Source organism: Stygiolobus sp. RP850M, from assembly GCF_037389295.1.
GTDB lineage: Archaea > Thermoproteota > Thermoprotei_A > Sulfolobales > Sulfolobaceae > Stygiolobus.
Map to the genome: position 1 here is coordinate 33,728 of NZ_JBBHKU010000050.1, position 18,710 is coordinate 52,437.

The 18,710-nt window shown below is 38.4% G+C and carries 20 protein-coding genes and 1 pseudogene; 14 read left to right on the top strand and 7 right to left on the bottom strand.

Translation table 11 applies throughout. The features are described 5' to 3' along the window. Window position 1: 1 nt before the first annotated feature. Together WIW52_RS05770 and WIW52_RS05775 are read left to right on the top strand one after the other, a co-directional pair. Entirely contained in the window at window positions 2–1,276 is a 1,275-nt protein-coding gene (locus WIW52_RS05770) for a TldD/PmbA family protein (protein WP_337709200.1), read from the top strand. 223 nt (window positions 1,277–1,499) lie between these two features. Beyond that, window positions 1,500–1,622: a hypothetical protein gene (locus tag WIW52_RS05775; protein ID WP_337709201.1), complete on the top strand. Its 123-nt coding sequence runs from the start codon at window positions 1,500–1,502 to the stop codon at window positions 1,620–1,622. Here the strand turns inward: WIW52_RS05775 and WIW52_RS05780 are convergent. From WIW52_RS05780 to WIW52_RS05800, 5 genes and pseudogenes are all read right to left on the bottom strand, one after another. Then, complete coding sequence (locus WIW52_RS05780) at window positions 1,601–2,581, bottom strand: metallophosphoesterase family protein (protein ID WP_337702873.1); 981 nt, start codon at window positions 2,579–2,581, stop codon at window positions 1,601–1,603. The two genes, WIW52_RS05775 and WIW52_RS05780, sit on opposite strands and share 22 nt — an antisense overlap. Before the next feature lie 565 nt (window positions 2,582–3,146). Beyond that, window positions 3,147–3,399, bottom strand: a pseudogene (locus WIW52_RS05785) (hypothetical protein). Window positions 3,400–4,339: 940 nt separating this feature from the next. Further along, on the bottom strand, window positions 4,340–4,981 hold the full coding sequence (locus WIW52_RS05790) for a maleate cis-trans isomerase (RefSeq protein ID WP_337702871.1): 642 nt from the start codon (window positions 4,979–4,981) through the stop codon (window positions 4,340–4,342). Continuing rightward, window positions 4,974–5,552, bottom strand: coding sequence for an alpha/beta hydrolase family protein (locus WIW52_RS05795; RefSeq protein ID WP_337709202.1), 579 nt, complete (start codon window positions 5,550–5,552; stop codon window positions 4,974–4,976). The genes WIW52_RS05790 and WIW52_RS05795 overlap by 8 nt, the downstream gene beginning before the upstream one ends. Before the next feature lie 31 nt (window positions 5,553–5,583). Next, window positions 5,584–5,961 carry a thioesterase family protein gene (locus tag WIW52_RS05800; RefSeq protein ID WP_337709203.1) on the bottom strand — a complete coding sequence of 126 codons (378 nt, stop codon included), beginning with the start codon at window positions 5,959–5,961 and terminating at the stop codon, window positions 5,584–5,586. A gap of 34 nt (window positions 5,962–5,995) precedes the next feature. Between WIW52_RS05800 and WIW52_RS05805 the strand changes: the two genes are divergently transcribed. Both WIW52_RS05805 and WIW52_RS05810 read left to right on the top strand, forming a co-directional pair. Continuing rightward, entirely contained in the window at window positions 5,996–6,709 is a 714-nt protein-coding gene (locus WIW52_RS05805) for a DUF3834 domain-containing protein (RefSeq protein ID WP_337709204.1), read from the top strand. Next, complete coding sequence (locus WIW52_RS05810; RefSeq protein WP_337709205.1) at window positions 6,696–7,493, top strand: MBL fold metallo-hydrolase; 798 nt, start codon at window positions 6,696–6,698, stop codon at window positions 7,491–7,493. Before WIW52_RS05805 ends, WIW52_RS05810 begins: the two co-directional genes overlap by 14 nt. Here the strand turns inward: WIW52_RS05810 and WIW52_RS05815 are convergent. After that, window positions 7,478–7,738 (bottom strand): hypothetical protein, encoded by a 261-nt coding sequence (locus tag WIW52_RS05815; protein ID WP_337709206.1) that lies wholly within the window; start codon window positions 7,736–7,738, stop codon window positions 7,478–7,480. The two genes, WIW52_RS05810 and WIW52_RS05815, sit on opposite strands and share 16 nt — an antisense overlap. Before the next feature lie 117 nt (window positions 7,739–7,855). Here WIW52_RS05815 and WIW52_RS05820 point away from each other — a divergent pair, with 117 nt between their 5' ends. The 3 genes from WIW52_RS05820 to WIW52_RS05830 all read left to right on the top strand — a co-directional run bounded on the left by WIW52_RS05820 (window position 7,856) and on the right by WIW52_RS05830 (window position 9,395). Next, window positions 7,856–8,554 carry a hypothetical protein gene (locus WIW52_RS05820; RefSeq protein ID WP_337709207.1) on the top strand — a complete coding sequence of 233 codons (699 nt, stop codon included), beginning with the start codon at window positions 7,856–7,858 and terminating at the stop codon, window positions 8,552–8,554. A 78-nt stretch (window positions 8,555–8,632) separates the two neighbouring features. Further along, a complete protein-coding gene (locus WIW52_RS05825; RefSeq protein ID WP_337709208.1) occupies window positions 8,633–8,845 on the top strand; it encodes a hypothetical protein in 213 nt (70 codons plus the stop codon). A gap of 139 nt (window positions 8,846–8,984) precedes the next feature. Then, on the top strand, window positions 8,985–9,395 hold the full coding sequence (locus tag WIW52_RS05830) for a hypothetical protein (protein ID WP_337709209.1): 411 nt from the start codon (window positions 8,985–8,987) through the stop codon (window positions 9,393–9,395). Window positions 9,396–9,441: 46 nt separating this feature from the next. Here the strand turns inward: WIW52_RS05830 and WIW52_RS05835 are convergent, their stop codons facing one another. Then, on the bottom strand, window positions 9,442–11,274 hold the full coding sequence (locus WIW52_RS05835) for an ABC transporter substrate-binding protein (RefSeq protein ID WP_337709260.1): 1,833 nt from the start codon (window positions 11,272–11,274) through the stop codon (window positions 9,442–9,444). A gap of 280 nt (window positions 11,275–11,554) precedes the next feature. Here WIW52_RS05835 and WIW52_RS05840 point away from each other — a divergent pair, with 280 nt between their 5' ends. The 7 genes from WIW52_RS05840 to WIW52_RS05870 all read left to right on the top strand — a co-directional run bounded on the left by WIW52_RS05840 (window position 11,555) and on the right by WIW52_RS05870 (window position 18,667). Beyond that, window positions 11,555–12,586: an ABC transporter permease gene (locus tag WIW52_RS05840; protein WP_337709210.1), complete on the top strand. Its 1,032-nt coding sequence runs from the start codon at window positions 11,555–11,557 to the stop codon at window positions 12,584–12,586. Beyond that, entirely contained in the window at window positions 12,583–13,671 is a 1,089-nt protein-coding gene (locus WIW52_RS05845; RefSeq protein ID WP_337709211.1) for an ABC transporter permease, read from the top strand. The genes WIW52_RS05840 and WIW52_RS05845 overlap by 4 nt, the downstream gene beginning before the upstream one ends. Then, window positions 13,668–14,627, top strand: coding sequence for an ABC transporter ATP-binding protein (locus WIW52_RS05850; RefSeq protein WP_337709212.1), 960 nt, complete (start codon window positions 13,668–13,670; stop codon window positions 14,625–14,627). The genes WIW52_RS05845 and WIW52_RS05850 overlap by 4 nt, the downstream gene beginning before the upstream one ends. Continuing rightward, complete coding sequence (locus WIW52_RS05855) at window positions 14,620–15,597, top strand: ABC transporter ATP-binding protein (RefSeq protein WP_337709213.1); 978 nt, start codon at window positions 14,620–14,622, stop codon at window positions 15,595–15,597. Before WIW52_RS05850 ends, WIW52_RS05855 begins: the two co-directional genes overlap by 8 nt. A 38-nt stretch (window positions 15,598–15,635) precedes the next feature. Continuing rightward, a complete protein-coding gene (locus WIW52_RS05860) occupies window positions 15,636–15,953 on the top strand; it encodes a PH domain-containing protein (protein WP_337709214.1) in 318 nt (105 codons plus the stop codon). Between the two features lie 130 nt (window positions 15,954–16,083). Beyond that, on the top strand, window positions 16,084–18,210 hold the full coding sequence (locus WIW52_RS05865) for a protein kinase domain-containing protein (protein ID WP_337709215.1): 2,127 nt from the start codon (window positions 16,084–16,086) through the stop codon (window positions 18,208–18,210). Beyond that, window positions 18,185–18,667 carry a PaREP1 family protein gene (locus tag WIW52_RS05870; protein WP_337709216.1) on the top strand — a complete coding sequence of 161 codons (483 nt, stop codon included), beginning with the start codon at window positions 18,185–18,187 and terminating at the stop codon, window positions 18,665–18,667. The genes WIW52_RS05865 and WIW52_RS05870 overlap by 26 nt, the downstream gene beginning before the upstream one ends. Window positions 18,668–18,710: the final 43 nt, after the last annotated feature.

An 18,710-nucleotide genomic window follows, 5' to 3' on the forward strand; every position in this document is an offset into this window, starting at 1 on the left:
CGTGGAACTGGAGAAAATACTTGACGGTCTTAAGGGATTTGACAGTGTAATAATAAAGAAAGTTAAGACTAAGAGGTTAATTGTAAAGTTTGTTTTAAGCGAAATAGCGGAAGTCCAGAGGTTAAATGAAGTTGAATATTCTGTCTCTGTAGTCAAAGGTAAGAGATTTTACTCCTATACTTTCTCTGGAGAGGAAGAACTGGATAAGATAATTACGGGAGTAAAAGAGGGATTTAATTACACTGTTGAGAGCGATATAGTCCCGCAATTGACTGAAAACGATGGTGAAGTGAAAGTAAAAGAGGATAACGCTGAGTTAAGGTCTGTGATAGAAGGACAAGACGTAAGTTTTATAGATTCAGTGTTGGCGAAGTCAGAGTTTCCGAGTTCTGGGATAGTGAACGTTTATGAGACGACGACTGAGCTTATGACGAACAAGGGGTTTAAAGGAACGGAGACCAGAATAAGGGCTGACGGTTATGCGAGGTCTTTTAACGGTGAGTATAGCGGTCAGTGGGCATTTTTCTCTGACTCGCTTAAGGAGTTTAACGAAACCCTGAAAAAGGCTAATGAGTTCGCTTCAATAACTGGTAAAGTGAGGATAGACGACGGAAAGTATAACGTTGTTCTCTCACCTCTGGTGGTGGCTAATTTCATGGTGTTCTTTGCTGACTTCGCTTCAGCTTTCAGCGTAATGACAGCGTCATCCTTCCTCGCTAAATATAAAAAGGGTGAGAAAGTAGCCAGTGAACTTCTCACAATATCCGACGTCCCCAGAAAGGGTAGGATTGCAGAATTCGATGATGAGGCTACCTATACCAGAGATAAGGAGATAATTAAGGACGGGGTATTTAATTCGCTGTTGTTTAACAACGAGTTAGCCCAGATTTTCGGAGAAAAGAGTACCGGTAATGCAGGGTTAATATATCCCATTGCTTATTCTTTCGAGATTAACTCGGGAGACCAATCTCTGGACTCGTTATTGGCGAGTAGCAAAGAAGTGATCTTTCTTAATAACAATTGGTATACCAGGTTTCAGAACTATTATGAAGGAACATTTTCAACTGTAGGCAGGGATGCAATAGTATATTATAAAGAAGGTAAACCGCAAGGTGTTGCTGGTAGAATAAGAATATCTGACTCCTTCCCTAACTTGATGAAGAATGTCAAAGGACTCGGAAAGGATAAATATAGTGTGAGGTGGTGGGACGCACCTATACCTACTATCTCGCCGTATGTGTATGTAGATGGTGTTAACATAACTAAAGCTTGGTAAAGGTGGAATTAGCGTCCTATTTCTATTTTTTAAAATTTTAAGCTAAGAAGAAATTCTACTTATTTACTTGCTATTTTATATTTATTGAGTGGTAACTTATTGTTATTGACATTAATTCTTTCCATTTTGACTCTTCAGACTATTTAAAGCGAAGAATAGCAGGAAGAAAGTAGAGAATGTAGCTTATTCTGAGCTTTATAACTTGAGTTTACCTACGCAATCTTTGTTTGATGAACTAAAAGATAGGGACTTCGTTACGACGTTATTGGGATTACAAAAAGTAGAAGATAACATGTATATAATTCCTTTTCTAGCATTACTTAATTACCCATGCCTAAACATATAGGTCTTTACTTTGTCTCCCTCAAGTACTAGGTACAAGGAGTGAAGAATTCCCTCGCTGTATTCACTCCCTGGGTTAAATATCATAGTCCTGCCCAATTTATCGAAGCCCTTAGACTCATGAATGTGACCGTGGAGCCCAACTAACGGTTGATATTCCTCGATTATTCTTCTAACACTTATAGAACCTACATGAGTAAACACGATCTCTCCTCCCTTTACTACTGGTTTCAGATTCGAGTCGAGTAACGGCGCGTTGTCAAGATGAGTATTATAAGGGGGAGCATGAAGGTTATATATTGCCTTGCTCTGGTCTTTTATCTTATCAGCCATTTCCTTCAAGTCTTTATATAACGAGTTCTCGTCCTTCTCTCTTGGTGTTTTCCAAGGTGTAGGGTTTACATAACCGTACGAGATCATCTCATGTCCTCCTATGTCGATTATTTCTCCTTCGCATCTCTTCATTATATCAGACTCCTCTATTACTCGAAATAAATATTCTGGATCATCATTCCCTAGGTTCACATAAATAGGAATGTTAGCCCCTTTGAGCTTTTCCTCCGCAATCTTCATCCAACCTCTCACAACACTCTCCATAGCCTCCTTAAACTTCTGGTTTACGAGGTCTTTATTATACTGCATTTCCTCGTACTCTTTTTCACTAACTATAGTGTAATATTCCCCTCTCTTTCTAATTTCCTCTGTTAATTGCGCTAAACCTTCTTTTCCTACCTCTTTTTCTTCTATTCTGTATTTGCCGTTTCCAAGGTCAATAATTGCGTAAAGTGCTTTTCCTGCCAGATCTCCGCCAATTATAAAGGCGTCAACTTTGAATTGAAGTCCGGCATTGAGAAACTTTTTGAATACAATATCGGAACCGTGAATGTCACTTGTAAATAATATTTTAACTTGGCTGCTTTTCTTGTCAATAGTCTTATCAGAATTCCTCCTAAACAGACCCACGAGTTGACTATTTGTTTGTTAGTTTTTAAAGTTGTCCTATTAAAGGTTTTATGTTTCAGGATTCGTCTTAACTGCCTCAGGTCTACTACTTTTAATTCCTTCTGTTAATGGACATTTCTCACTAAATTTTCATAAACAATTAATAATGCTACGGGAGAACCATAAATCACTTATTTCGTTTTACGTTAAGTCTGCACATCGTAGAGTTGAAGTAACTCGAACAAAACTATCTTAGCTCCACACTGTGGGTTTCGTTAAACTGACTTCCTTATATAAAACATATTAGTCAGATCTGGGTAATACAGATCTGACTGGGGTGTAGGCCGTGACGCTCCTTGGGCTTAAAGCCCGATGGGGAGCTTGGCCGCCTCCAACTCGGACCGGAAGTTGGGCAAAAAGCCCGAATAAAACATAAGGGTGAGTACAATTGGAGGCCCCCGGTTGCAGGAATAGATGTATCAAAAGATAAATTAATTGTACTATAATAAGCAGTTTAACGCTAGTAAGTAAAGCGGGTTCCATGGCGTAAGTAGTGTGGACTATGCTCAATTTTCAAGGAAAGTTTTTATACCGGAAGCTTCCCCCCCTGGAAGGGTCGAGGGTTCCCTCCCAGAGGGCTCATCGTTCCCACCATTGATTCGGGTTTACATCTCTCATCTGGTGGGCAGTCGAGTGGCTCAGAGAACCACTCCCATGTGAAGATGGGACTTTCATTGCTAAGCTCTAGTCCCTTGAAGGAATAAGGAAGATAACGGTTGCTCCTCCCACAGTCCCATTAAGCCCTCAATCGAGCTGGGGAAGAGCGTCATTAGCGTCACTAAGAGAAATTTTGGCAAAGGAGCATTTAAACTTTCTATAAGGGGCTATCCATCACTTGGCGAGGCTCCCCCCCCCCCCTTAACCCCTTTCTTTGTAAAATTTGGCTTAAATTCGTGTCACTATCATTAACTAGTTATTGTGTAATTTAGTAAATAAATATTAAACCGTGATTCAATGAGTACATGCGTGGATAAGTACATACTTAAATTTCTAAAGAACACATCAGGAACGATAGAAGCCATAACTAAAGCTCCACCTAGCGACGAGTCCTTCAGGAAATTAATAAAGAGAATAATTATTGACGAAAGTGCGAGACTGAATAGCGTTCTATTCAGTGATGATATGGTTACCGCCATGAAGGCTGGTTACAAGACCGCGATACTCGGTTATCTCCACTCTGCTGAGGAAAATAACAGGTTTCTTATAGAGAGGGCCTCTCTTTCGGTCTTTGTGAAAAATACTACCGAGGCTTACAAAAGAGCGTTGGAGAGAAGGGAGTGGCACAAACTAGTCGATGACGGTTTTATAATTAGGTCTGGAGGAGAAGGATTAACTAGGATAAGGAAGTTCACTGGAGGCAGGGAGGTCAACGGTATAACTATCTATTTTGCCGGGAAACCTGTGTGTGAAAAACATTTGAAATGGGATGGATATTCGCTTTCAATCCATGAATTGTATAAAGAACTAGGTTTTAAGAAAAAGAAGGGCAAGGAGGATATAAAGTGTAAATACTGTAAACAAGAGGCTAAGTATTTCACGTTGGCAATGCCTAAAGCTAGTGCGTTAATAGCTCTAGCTTGCGAAACGGTGGGCAAGAAACCTAACTCCCTCCTCAAGATTTACGCTAATTTGTCGCGAGTTTTACACCCTTACGGATTTACGGATTTGCCCAAAGAGAAAGTTTTTACCGTGTGGGCTAGGGATCTTTTAATGATATTGTTAGAAATCAATCAACTCCTTTTCCCTTGCGACTTCAAACATAGCACCGGAAGCGGTAATAACGGGAAGTCTGCCTTCCATTTCCTGAAGTATTGGAAGAGTAGAAAGAATGGTACAAGCGATGTAAACGGCATCAGCTGAAGACTGTTGAGCTACCTTAACGGCTTGTAACGTGAGTTCGTGCGGTGTAGACGCTATTTCCTTCCCTCCAGTCCTTCCGAGGGCTATTGAACCAATCACTTCGAATCCGAAATCTTTAAGCCACTTTATTTCGTAGTCATGCCTCCTCTGGTTATAAGGTGTGACCAAGTAGATTTTTTTAGCTTCTAACTCCCTGAGCCTAGTTATAATCGCTTCTGTTGCGATTATCGTCGGTTTGGAGAAGAACTTCCTCATTCTTTCCCACTGATTTTTGAAGAAGACTCCGTAAGATCTAGCATAGAAGATCACGTCGCTCTTTTCGACTTCGTGTTTGATCTGGCTTAATTCTTTATACATCCTTTCCATTTCGTCCTTCCTTATACCGTGCCCGGGGTAGAACTTCATATTAAAGATATTAAACCTCCCGGGGTAGAGGTAATTAACGTCCCTTGGTAATGTCGGGTTTTCTTCAGATATTATCAGGGAAGCCGTCTTAGGCATAGTTATTCGCCTTAACCCACTCTGTTATTATCTTCCAGATCTCGTTGTAGTGTTGTCCTAGAGGCGAATGCTTCATTCCTTTTATTATATATAATTGACATTTACCTCCGTATTTACGTATCTCATCGCACAAAATAATCGAGTGCTCTTTCAATACTATGTCGTCATTCTCTCCGTGTATTAACAGCGCATTTTTAATTCTGTCAGCGTACTTTAACGGGTACCACTCTAACTCCTCCTCAGGTAAGTTCTTTATGTCCTCGTATATCTTACGTTGAATAGTGCCGGGCGGGAATTTCGAAAGGTATTCCTTTTGTTTTCTCCTATCCGAGGGGGCGGAAACTGCTATGGCACTTTTTCCCTTTAAAGCCGCAGCAATTAGAGCTACTAAGCCTCCTCTAGAATGACCTGCGATTAGGTCAAAGTCGTAAGTTAAAGCTTTTTGAACACCTTCTTTAGCCTCGATCTCGAACTCAGGTATTATTACTTCTCCGAATTGGCGCAAAGGTTTTGCTAACCATTCTACTTTCTCTGGCGACGATCCTTTACCGTGTAAGACTAGGGATTTCATAGAGTTTACACTACATCTCGAAATTAAAAAATCAAGTTTTCGACACTCTATCCATGAATTCCTTCTCGTTTACAATAACTCTCTCGTGAATTCCTTCCCCTATTTTGACGTCTTTATAATATGCTTCGACCTTAAATTTTAACCTCTTGTTGTTTATCTCAATAAGAGTTGATCTCACTCTTACTTCGCCCCCTACTGGTGCAGGTGCTAAGTGTTTTATGTCTACGTGATAACCTACAGTAGTCAGTCCTTGTTCCAGGTGTTTTTGAGATAGAGTGAAAGAAACGTCTTCCATAAAGCCTATCATACATGGAGTAGAAAGGACATAAACAGCACCGCTAGAGATTGACGATGCAGAATGTTCTGGAAGAACTTTAAATACTTTTTCTAGTGTCTCTCCTACTTGCATACAATATTTATAGTCATTAAGCCAAATATTTTTTATGATAGTTAGTGCACCATTTGCCGGACCGGTATCGTTCCCTCTATTGGTTTATAAAGTATTGAGCGGCGGAAAGTCCTCATTCGAGTTAAGAAACAGTTGTGAAAATCCTCAACTTAGTGAAGTAGTTCTCGACTCAATAACTAACGTTGCGAAACTTAATGTAAAGGGCTATTCGATAGTTGCGGGAGTTTACATCAGGATGTACTCTTTAATAGGAGATAAGACTAAGAGGCCTTCAAAGATCTTCACGATCAAGCAAGGGACTCTAGCAGATTATAATGCAAGGCTTTACGCTGTTATAAGAGGAATTGATGAGGTAATTAACACTACTGCAGATGAGGCTGTGAAAATGGCTGAAGCTGGAAAAGGAATAGGTCTTGTAGGGATAGAAGTTAAATTAGGGGAGATCTTTGAAGACGAGATGAAGACGTTAGGTTACTTAGTACCCCAATGCGTAATTTATGCAAAAATTAATGCCTCTGAAGTTCTCAAAGCTTATTCAGAGGGCATAAAAATGATCAGGGAAAAACCGGAAGAAGCTGCAATGATAATTTCTTCTGCTAGTAAGTACTATTCGTTGGATATTATGAGGAAGATAATAGGCATTTATTCACATATGCTAACAACTTCCAGGGAAGAACTGGAAAAGGCAATAAGAGTTTATAGTGTTGTTGAACCAAACGTGAGGGATCTGAAAATTGAAGCTAAATAAAGACGTTGAAGTTATCCCGGGAAGTCCTAACACCCTTGTTTACCAAGGAAGAGTGGTTGTTGATCAAGGAGGGAAAAACGCTAACTTGACACTGAACGCTGAAGTTCAACTTGCAACCCATGGGCACGCAGATCACATTGCCGGGTTACTAGATAAAAAAGCGAAAATTAAGTATCTACCTAAAGAAGACTACTGGTCTCTGACTTTAATGGGTAGGAGGTGTATGATTTACGGCTTTAGTTCTAAGGAAGATAGATACTTTACTTTTGATCTGGTTAAAGAGGATTTAAGGGATGAGTTCAGTGAAACTGAGGTAGAAAAGGTTAAATTGCAGGGGCACACGCCGGGTCAAGTTGGTTATATCTTAGGGGGAGTTCTTTATGCGGGTGATTCCTTTTTCGGCCAAAAGGTCTTAGAGTCTTTCGGCGTACCTTTCTACAGCGACTTTTGGAAGGCTACGGACACACTTGAGTCCTTAAAGGAGATAATAAAAGGTGTAGAACAAGTAGTTATCTCTCATGGTCCCGTGTATAACAATAGAAAGAAAATGGAGGAATTATTAGATTTTAATATACAATTTAATCTGAAACTTGTTCAAAAAATTAAGGAATTGATAACCAATAAAGAGAGGACGGCAGAAGAAGTGACTTACTTAGTTTCAGGATCTAAAGAGATCACAAACATAATGCTAAATTCCGTAACAGTGAAGAGTATATTGATGGGGATAGCAAATGAAGTGAAAGTGAGTGAAAAAGGGATCGTGTATGCTTACAGATCACCTTGAAGTTTGGAGTTAGCTATGTTAATAATCTTCTGAAGTTTATCTGGGCCTAAATCTTTGTGTTTTTGCATAAATTCCTCTAAAGTTTCCTTCTTTTCAGTGAAGACTTTAACCAGTAGTTCGGTAGCCAGTTGTTGAGAGAATTCAGCGTTCCCTACTATTTTGTTTATTTCGTCAGCTAACTCGTCAACGGTACAAATGGACTTCTTTGCTTCCACTTTATTACCGACCTTAAATTTCCAACCCATATTAAAGGGATAATCAGTACGCATAATTAAGTTTAAGTTATTACGTTTGATTATAATTCGAAGTAAAATTAATGTATAGTTATTCTTAATAAGATGTAACATTTATCACTATATATCATGTCTTTGGAAGATGTTCTAGCCCAAACGCTTTATAAAGCATACCAAGAGAGGAAATCTGTTAAACCCTTCGAAGTGACTATGGCCCAAGCAAAAAGGGTCTTTAACGTGTTTTCTTCGATGCTAGTTCAATCAGAGGGATTTGGAGGATATAAAATATCCCTCACTACTGAAGAAACGCTCAAACGTTTCGGTTCCACTGAACCGTTATATGGGATATTAACTAAACCAATGATTGAAACTGATAGCGAAGTGGAGTTATGGTTCGAGAATCATATGGCTGAGGTCGAAATTGTCTTCGAGATGGATCATTGCACTGTTGAATCTTATCCAACTTGTGTAAACGGTGTCTACCTCGGTATTGAATTGCCCGCTACGAGGTTTGACACTTGGAATCTGAAGGCTTACCAGATCGTAGCAGATGATAGTGCTGCTGGTAGGTTATTCGTCGGTGAAAGTATTAAACTTCCCTACAACGAGGAAGTGGAGCTTTACCTTAACGGTCATAAAGTAGGCAAGGGCAGACCTAGATATGTTTACGGAACTGTAGATGATATGGTGAAGTGGTTATTGAGGAGGGTAGGTTACGTAAACGGTTATGTATCTTCAGGAGTGTTTGTAGGACCCACTAACGTTAAAAAGGGAGATAGGTTAAGGGTTAAAAGTGGAAGTTTAGAGTATGAAGTTAGGCTATCCTGAGTTGGGAAATAGTCTAATAATATCTAAGCTCTAAGTCCCCTTAATGCCCAACCGAGTAGGAAGCGTAATGAAAAGATATTGAGGATAATTGTAGGTGTTTCAGCAGCAATATGGTCTACAGTTCATCTAATAGTAGGTTATAATGCTGCAGTAATAGCTTCGAGTGTTGTAGGTCATGCGTCTTTAATCTTTGCTATATATTCGGAGTGTTTCGGTTTTAACGCAGCTTTGTATTTGTTTGCATCATACGAGATATTTACGAATACAAGAAAACTTCTTCTTCCTTTTTAATACATTTTTAATAATTTATACCCACGTTGATAAAGCTCCATTACTAGGAAAACCATTGCATATCATAGCAGAAGTGTATCCTGCTATCTTCTAGATATTATGTTACTGATTGGAACTGGAATATTATTGATGAAGAATTATGTGGGTTAATGAACATTTACCATATTCATCAAATGTTTATAAATTATTATCGAAAGCAGAGCTCTTCATACCCTTAATATGGCATTTTCATCTCTTTAAAAAGAAGAGTGAAAATGAATACATAGTATTCTTATACCCGTTTGAAACAGTAAAAAATATAAAAGTTGGAGATGAGTTGCAAAAATTTGATCTTACAATATCTACTTCAAGTGAGGGAATTAAGTATCTTCTAGAAGATATAAGGGGAAAGATTAAGTACACTTTTATCATATCGTCTAGCGTTACCTCAAGAACTTTAAATGTGATGGTTGGTGTGGAGAAGAAAGGTCTTTTTACTTCGATTCCAATAGAACCGAGACATATATTAGAACATCTGTCTTATAATTTAAAATTCCTTAGAAACGAATAACTTTTCTACTGTTTTCATTATATGTTTAAATTTGAAATTAAAAAAATTAACTGCTTGAATTAGAGTAGTACATCATATTATAGAAATATCCGACGAATGGGTCGTATACGAATCCTTGTACATATGGCTGTACAAAGTAGTAAGTGCTTGGAACCGGTAACCATACGTAAGGTGCTTCGTGGTATATAATGTTATATGCTTGTGCTACCATATGTTCTTGCTCTGTCGTATTAGTTATAAACGGTAAAGTTTGATACATTGTCTGCAAGGTCGAAATATTTACCCATGCTAAATTGCCAGATATTCCTCCAAATTGCACGTCTGTTAATGGCATTAATTGTTGGAATACTGGATCAGGCCAGTCTGGGAACCATCCCAAGTTAACCATAACCGGCGTTCCGTTAGGAGTTGTCCAGCTATCTGTTACTGACGGTAGAACGAACTTGGTAGATATGCTTATTCCTATTTGCTGTAAATCCTGAGTTATTATTGTAAGCTCTTCTTGCTCTAATAAATTAACTGGTGCTAATGAATATATGTCTAACGTAGGTAATTGTTGACCATTCGGGTTTCCTATTACCGTACCATTAGGTAAGACTACGTAAAAGCCTCCCTGATATCCAGCCTCGTTTAGGTATTTAATTGCTAATGCTGGGTTGTAAGTATATTCACTTAGGTTGTCTGGGTTATAATAGCCAGGGAATTGGGGGGAAATTGGCCCTAAATACTCAATTGCTAAATCTTGTCCTTGATAACTGAATATGCTTAGTAATTGCTGGTAGTTAATTGCATACTCTATCGCTAGTCTAAAGTCGGTTATGTTAGTGGGGAACTTCATCATATTCATCGAGATGTATAGGACTCCAGGTTCAGATCCGAAGTTTCTGAAAGTCTCGTTAATTGGCATTGAGTTGTAGGGGCTTTGATTAAGTATCTGGTATATGTAAGTTATGCTCACATAGCTCATCTGAGCCTTGTTAGTGAGGAAGTCCTCTACTCTTTGTTCATGGGATAGACCGTAGTTTATCTCTAATGCGGGTATATGAGCGGGCTGTGCAACAGCCGGTATATTAGATACGTTTTGAGCCCAATAGTGTGGGTTTTTATCTAAGACTATCGTGCTGAAACCACTGGTAACTTTTACTATAACGTATGGACCAGTCCCGTTCATACCATTTTCATCTAGATAGGCGTTAGGTGAGTTAGGCTGTACACCCCCGTGTTCATCAACGAATACTGGGTTCACTATGGCACCCCACCATGAAGCAATATCGTAAAGGAAGAATTTGTATGGAGCTAACACGTTGATCTGGACTTCATAAGGTCCTTTAACAACGACAGCCTGATATGGGTACTCCATTATCTTTTGAATAGTTGCGTTATTGGCATTAAAGTGGGACAGTATAGAAGCCAATATAAGAGCTGTTAGGGTATAGTTTTTCGCAGTGGGTAAACCAGTAGCATTTTGAATTGCATTATTAACTCCCCAAGGAATTGCATAACCAGTCTGTCCGTAAACCGTAGAGTTGAATAATAGTCCTATATAATTAGCAACTCCTGGCCCTTGACCTATTAGTAAAGTCCTATAAAACGAGAACCATACGGTTGAAGCATTTACTTGTACTCCATCTGGGAAGTATACTCCTTGTCTAATAAAGAATGTATAGTTCTCGTAGTTTGTTGTAGTATAGTTTTGTGCTATTACTGGAACTACTTGATGGAAGTTGCTTCCGTTGAACTCGACTAGCTCTTGGAATAAGGCTGTAAACAATGGACCGTCTTGTACATAGAAACCTGTAGCGGGGTCTAAAGCGTCTGGTGGAGCAATTTGAGAGTCATCAATTAGTACACTTGTATTTGGTGGCGAAAGTGTAACCATTGTCGGTGAGGTTGATGTTTTTGTGCTTACTGATGTGCTAACCGAAGTTGTAGTTGTAGAAGTAGTACTAGGATGCTGCGTTGTTAAAAATATTCCAGCTGCTATTGCTATGATTAAAATTACTATTATTATTCCTATAATAGCAGTTTTTGAAAGACCTAACTTCTTTTTACTTTTCATAGTAATCAGTATAAGCATCTTTTTAACTAGTAATTAACTTTTTCGTTAGTTTTCATATACTATGGGAAAATTTAATAAACAATTTAAGGGATTTATGTTTATGCTGACGGATTATATAAAATTTGCTATAAAGAGAATGATAAACGGCTTTATCACCATACTCTTATTGATCTTTTTCGTGTTCGTCCTCATCCATGCAGCAGCACCAAATCCTGCACAGCTAGCCCGAATATATGCTGGTAACCCCCATGCCCCTCCCGTGGAGATTCAACAAATAATAAAGGAATACGGGTTGGATGAACCACTTTACGTCCAGTTCGTGAACTATCTCAAAGATATATTATCTGGAAACTGGGGTGTAGATCCTATATATAAGACTTCAGAACTGTCATTATTAATTCCTAAACTTGCTATAAGTCTTCAGATAGTGATACCCGGTGATATTCTAGCGGCAATCCTCGGACTACTCAGTGGGGCAGTGGCAGCATCATCAAGGGGGACATGGAAGGACAAAACAATTAAAGGGTTATATATTACAACGTGGGCCTCCCCTCCCTTCTTCATTGCAATTGTTTTGCAACTAGTGATAGCTTACTATCTAAATTTGTTACCTGCAGGGGAACCGGTAAATGAGTTGCTCACTTGTCCACCTCACTATACAGACTTTCCAATACTTAACGCGTTAATTGATGGAGACTGGACGTTCTTTGTATCCGCTGTTAGGCATGCAATACTACCCTCCTTAAGTATTGCTATAATTACGTTCGGCTTGTTCACAAGAGTAACTAGGGCTACAATGATAGACTCTATGGAATCGGATTACACTAAACTAGCCTTAGCTAAAGGTCTCACAAGACGTTATGTAGTATATAAGATTGCGTTAAGGAATAGTCTAATTCCAGTAATAACCCTAATAGCGCTCTTCTTTGGCTATTCAGTAGCTGGGGCGGTTCTGGTTGAAGACATTTTCAGTTATCAGGGCATAGGATATTACATAACTCAAGCAATAGAGAACCTAGATTATATTGCTGTTCTAGACTTTACAATTATAGTCGGAATTGCTGTAATAGTAGCCAACTTTGTAGCGGATCTTCTTTACGGTATATTAGATCCGCGGGTGAAGGTTCAATGAACTTCAGAAAGGAGTGGAGAAGATTTGTTATAATAGCATTAGCTCTTTACCTTTTAATAAACATAGGAGTGTACCTACATTATGCAAACAAAGGAACGCTACAATCCGTTCATTTCGACATATTATCATTAGTTCCTTACGTCCTGTTCTCGACCTTCAGTATAACGATCTCAGTAGCTATATTAGCGCTAGTTTTCTTTTTGACGAATAAGACAGTAAGGCTAGTTTTGAGAAGTAAACCTGCACTAGTAGCTTTCATAATTCTTTTCGCTTATTACATATGGTCTTTATTTGAGGGACTGTTGGAGTACGCCTCGGGACAAATACTTTACGTAAGACTTTCATATATGTTCTTACCTTATAATCCGTTCCAGTACAACCCGTCAACGGCTCTTCTACCTCCGTCATTTGCGCATCCTTTCGGCACTAACTCTAACGGAGAGGACATTTTATCAAGAGTTTTGTATGCAACTCCTTCTGATGCTGAGATTTCCACGATTGTAGTATTATCAGCTATATTAATAGGGGGAGTGGTAGGAATATTATCTGGGTATTTTGGTGGTATTGTTGATGAAGTACTAATGAGAATAACTGATGTGTTTCTGGCAGTACCGGGTTTGATTTTAGTTATAGCAGTTAGTGTCTTATTGGGAGAGTCTTTTACTAGTGCAATAATAGGCTTAATGGTACCGTGGTGGGCTACTTATGCAAGGCTTTTCAGGAGTCAAACGTTAGTAGTCAAAAATATGCAATATATTGACGCAGCAAAACTTCTTGGTCTAGGTAGGTTGAAGATTCTCACGAAGCACGTTGTCCATAATGTAATAGATGCTGTTCTAGCCTATGCCTCTCTTGACTTCGGTAACGTGATCTTGACGTACGCGACTTTAACGTTTTTGGGAATCGGATTGCTCAATCCCAACACTCCAGAATGGGGCTCAATGGTGTCTCACGGAGTTGAAGAATTACCGCAAGCGTGGTGGTATCCATTATTTCCATCTCTAGTTATTGTGATTATTGTAACCAGTTTTATATTACTTGGAGACAGAATTCAAGACATAATCTCTGGGAGGGTGGTTTATTGAGCTTACTAGAAGTTAATGATTTGAGTGTGGGATATAAGGCGTTAGCAGGTAAGTTTACAGTACTTCATAAAATTAACTTCTCGCTAGAGGAAGGAGAAATTGTAGGAATAGTTGGAGAATCTGGTTCTGGAAAGAGTACTTTTGGTCACGCTATCATAAGGTTATTACCTCCTAATTCATTTATAGAAAAAGGCTCGATAATATTTCAGGGTAACGACCTCGTGAAATTGAATGAAAAGGAGATGACTAAGGTAAGAGGAACTGGTATATTCATGATCCTTCAAAATCCCCTTAATAGTCTGAATCCAGTAAAAAGAATAGGAGATCAGTTATTAGAAGCTGTAAAAGTCAAGAAGCCTGGAGTAGATGAAAAAGAGGCTAATGAAATTGTACTAAACGCGGTAAAAGACGTAAGGTTACCTGATCCTGAGGAGTTCATAAAGAAATACCCTCATCAACTTTCTGGCGGTCAAATTCAGAGGGTCGTAATAGCGATGGCTCTAATATTGAGACCTAAGATCCTGATTGCAGATGAGCCTACTTCAGCTTTGGACGTAACTATTCAAGCTCAGATAGTAAAATTGTTTAAACAGTTACGGGATGAAGAGAAGATCTCTATAATCTTTATATCTCATGATATATCGTTAGTCTACGCTATAGCTGACAGACTGGTAGTGATGTATGCAGGAAGAATAATGGAGGATGGAAACATAGAAGATGTGATAAAAAGTCCTTTGCATCCTTATACTCAGGGTTTAATATCAAGTATACCATCTATAACTAAGAAGGACGGAGGACTTAAAGCAATTGAAAGTTCTCCTCCTTCCTTTTTAGTCTTACCAATGGGGTGTAAGTTTAACCCTAGATGTGATAGGGTGATGGAGAAATGCAAGATGAAAGAACCAGAGTTGGTTGAAGTAAAAGGGCGAAAGGTGAGGTGCTGGTTATATGAGTAAAGAGGTTATATATGAAGTGAGGCATTTAAAGAAGTATTTTGAGATAAAAAAGGTTGGGCTAATAGAAAAACTCTTCCGCGAGAAACCTATTTACGTAAAAGCTCTTGACGATATTAGCCTTGAGATTTATAGCGGTGAAGTATTAGGAGTTGTAGGTGAGTCGGGTTCTGGTAAAACGACATTAGGAAGGATTTTAGCCACATTAGACCTTCCTACGTCGGGGGAAATATACTTTAAAGGGGAAAGAGTAACTAAGGAGAATTTGTCCAAAATTAGAGGAAAAGTACAGATGGTCTTTCAGAATCCGGCATCGAGCTTAGATCCCAGAATGAAAATCTTAGATATTCTCTTGGAGGCCTCACGTAGACTACCAAAAGAGGAAAGGCTGAAAGCGGTTAGAAACACTTTAGAAGAAGTGGGACTTGATTATGAATACGTAGCAAATAAGTATCCTAGAGAGCTATCAGGTGGGCAATTACAGAGAGTGGCTATCGCTAGGGCTATAATCACGTCTCCTGAATTTATAGTGTTGGATGAACCTACCTCTGCCTTAGATGTTTCAGTTCAAGCTCAAATATTGAATCTTCTGGTTAAATTACAGAGGGAGAAAAACATAACGTATATGTTTATTACGCATAACATAAGTGTGGCGAAATTCATTTCCGACAGGGTAGCAGTCCTATACGCAGGGAAGTTGGTTGAAATAGGGCAAGTAGAGGAAGTAATATCTTCACCTAAACATCCCTATACTCAAAGCTTGATTTCTTCAGTGCCAACATTGTCTAAGAAGGCACTAACTCCGCCTTCTGGTGAAGTACCTTCGCTAATTAGTCCTCCTCCGGCTTGTAGATTTAATCCAAGATGTCCTTATGCAATGGATATTTGCAAAAAAGAGGAGCCTCCACTTTTCGAGATTGGTGGTAGAAAAGTAGCATGTTGGTTGTTAGACCAAAAATCTCAAAAACAATAGTTAAAGGGACATTTTTAATTTTAATTTTTTCTATTTTTTTGAATGTAAGCAAGATAGAGAATTTTATTGAATTCTTACTGATCTCCTTTTCTCTCTTACTGTCTTATTCTTCGCTTAAGTATTTAAATTACTATGAAATAGGGGAGACGTATATAGTTGTTCATAACCTTCTCTCTACAAAGAGGATAGAATATAGTGAAATCGAGGATGGATTTCTATCCCAAGGTCTATTAGCACGAAAGTTTAATTGTGGTTCTATATATATAGTTTTAAAGGGAGGAAAAGGAGTAGAGATCCTCAAAGATATACCGGAGCCTGAGAAGATAGAGGAAGTAATAAAGCAAAGGATTACATAAATCATGCATTTATTGGAAAATAGCCAGTAATTATATAAATCAATAGATTTTCATTAAGTGATTTTAGTAATAAGAAAATAAGTAATAATTCATGCGAAAATTTATATACCTTATTTCATTCATTTTACCTATGGATTTATATAGAGTTAGCAAGATGCTGATTTATCTCGGCGCGTTACCTATAATCCTCTACGTGATAAAGGGGGGTTCATTCACATTAGGGGTCTCGTTTATTCCACCTATCGTAGCTCTCGGAATAAGACCTAGCTATAGAACCTTAGGGATAGGTCTTATTCTGTCAGGTTTAGTGTTTACTCTTCTCGTCTCCGGTGTTAACGTTATCGGACTACTCGTTCCCATCTTAGGACTAGTCTCCTCTGTTCTCTCATTCAAGAATAGGCTCTCTCCTCTAATAGGTTTTGCAGTTGTTGTTTTACTCTCTGTGTTATTTAACGGTTTCTTACCGGTATCTTTATTGGTATCCGCTGGGCTAATATTATCAGTCAATAATAGACCTTTTGACCCAAGTGGGGTTTTCACTTTAGCTATTCCTTACTTTGTTACTCAAGTTCTGTTTCTAGCTTTCTACTCCACATATATCTCTCCTTCTCTTTGGGCGTTAAACCTCTTTGGAGCCCTGAGCAAGTATGCTTACCTTGCATACGCTGTAGTAATTATCACGTTTGTACTCTATTTAATGAGAAAGGATTACTTAATGCACGAGTACATTAATGTTATCATATCGATTATAAGTGTCGCTGTAGGAAGTGCGGTAGCGTATTTATTTGTCTCACCTATATCCATAATGTTCGGTCTTTCCGGCTCGATTAGTACGAGTTTTGTTTTTTCTCAGCAGGATTTAGCTAATGTCATCATAGAAGCGTTTAAGAGAAACGATTTAAGGTTGGCTGAAAGAGCTTCTTTCATATATGAGGGTGACCTAACAGAAGTGTATAAGAAGTTGGTCGATATAAAGTTATGTATCGCTGTAGTTAAGTTACCGGAATTTTGTCCTTATAAGATTAATTATTTAGAAGTGGATTACAAGAAAGTAGCTGAATGCTTCTTTGAGTTGAAACAAGTCCCGACGAAAGACGTGGTTAATTATCTAAGGTTTGTAAAGGAAAAAGACGTCAACCTAGCTGAAAAAGTAGGTGAGTTAGCTTTAGAAATTTCTCCTTCGCCTAAACTGGTTAATATAATGAAAGAAATAGAAGTCTTAAAACTAGAGTACTTAAAATATAATTGGGATCCAGAAGTATGGATAGGGAAGGAACTTTACGATTATAAGATAACATCTTATTTAGGTAAAGGAGGTTCAGCCTACGTCTTAGTAGGTGAAAAAGATAGTAAAAAATACGCAATTAAAATTCCTATACTTATGCCTCCATCTACATCTAGCGCGAGTTATTATGACTTCGTAAACGAGTACTCACAGCTGAGGGACTTGTCTAACAGAAGCGAGAACATAGTTAGGTTCGTCGACGCGAAGATAGATTCTTTCAGCTTGAAAAAGATTCTTTCAGGTGACGTGTTGTCCTATATGAAAGAACCACCGATCTTGGTTATGGAGTATATGGAAGGAGGTAGTGCTAAATCCCTTATGGGCGATAATAACGTATATTATTCCGACCAATGGTGGAAGATAGTAGCGTTAATAGGCTATGAAATCGCTAAAGCATTAAAATCTATCCACGAAATGGGCTTCGTACATCTGGATGTAAAACCATCAAATATTTTGTTCTCAAAGTATCCGGGGAGGACAGGTAAAGAGGTCTTCGAAAATCTAATTAAGGGAGAAGTAAAAGTTAAGCTAAGCGATTTAGGTTCAGCTAGAAAGAGAGGTGAGAGGTTCATACAATATACTCCCGAATATTGCCCTTTAGATCAGGTAGAGGCTTTATTCAGAGACAAAGGGGCGGAGTTCTACATGGATATATATTCTCTTGGAGCTACAATGTATTCTCTACTGGTTAGACAACCCTTTAATCCTAGGGAAGTAATAAACTTCATTAATGACGCTGAGCTGCTTTATAAAGAAAATAAGGATCCAATGCCTTCTATCCAAAAGGCAAAAGAGTTCTACGTGAAATTCCATGAAATTCTAACCGTTGAGGAGAACGTAGACAAACGTTTAATAGAGTTGATAAGACAGATGACTTCTCCAGATCCCGAAAAAAGACCCTCAGCTTTAGAAGTATATAAAAGGCTAGGTGAGATAATTAATAACAATGAAGGAAATACTAGTACCCGATGAAGTTTACGCCTACCTTGAAAAGATAGGTGAGCAGGAGAGGGCTTCAGTTAGTGACATAGTCGTTAAATTAGTACTTAATATAATGTCTCAAGAAGAAAAGGTTAGGGCACTTCAGGCAATAAGTAAGGAGTACATAATCCGAGGTAGAGAATTAGAAGAAAAAGGTGCTCTAGTCGAATCAGGAGAGATGTATTGGAGGGGGCTAGCGTTTCTTATGCAAAGTATTGCTACAAAGCTCGGATTTGAAATTACAAGTTATCAAGATTATTTCTCGCTTATAGATTATCTTTCCTATAAGCTTAATGACGGAGAGATAGTCAAACTCTTTGTTAATAGTGAGAGACTTCACGGAGAATACCATCCAAGACCACAAGGTGAGTCTGAATTTAAGTTCAGGGTAGATAATCTCTTTAAGTTGATGAAAAAACTGGAAAAAATTGCAGAATTTTCAGATTAAAATACTAGGGTAAAAATTTTTAAAACGTTGAGAGTTTTAATAT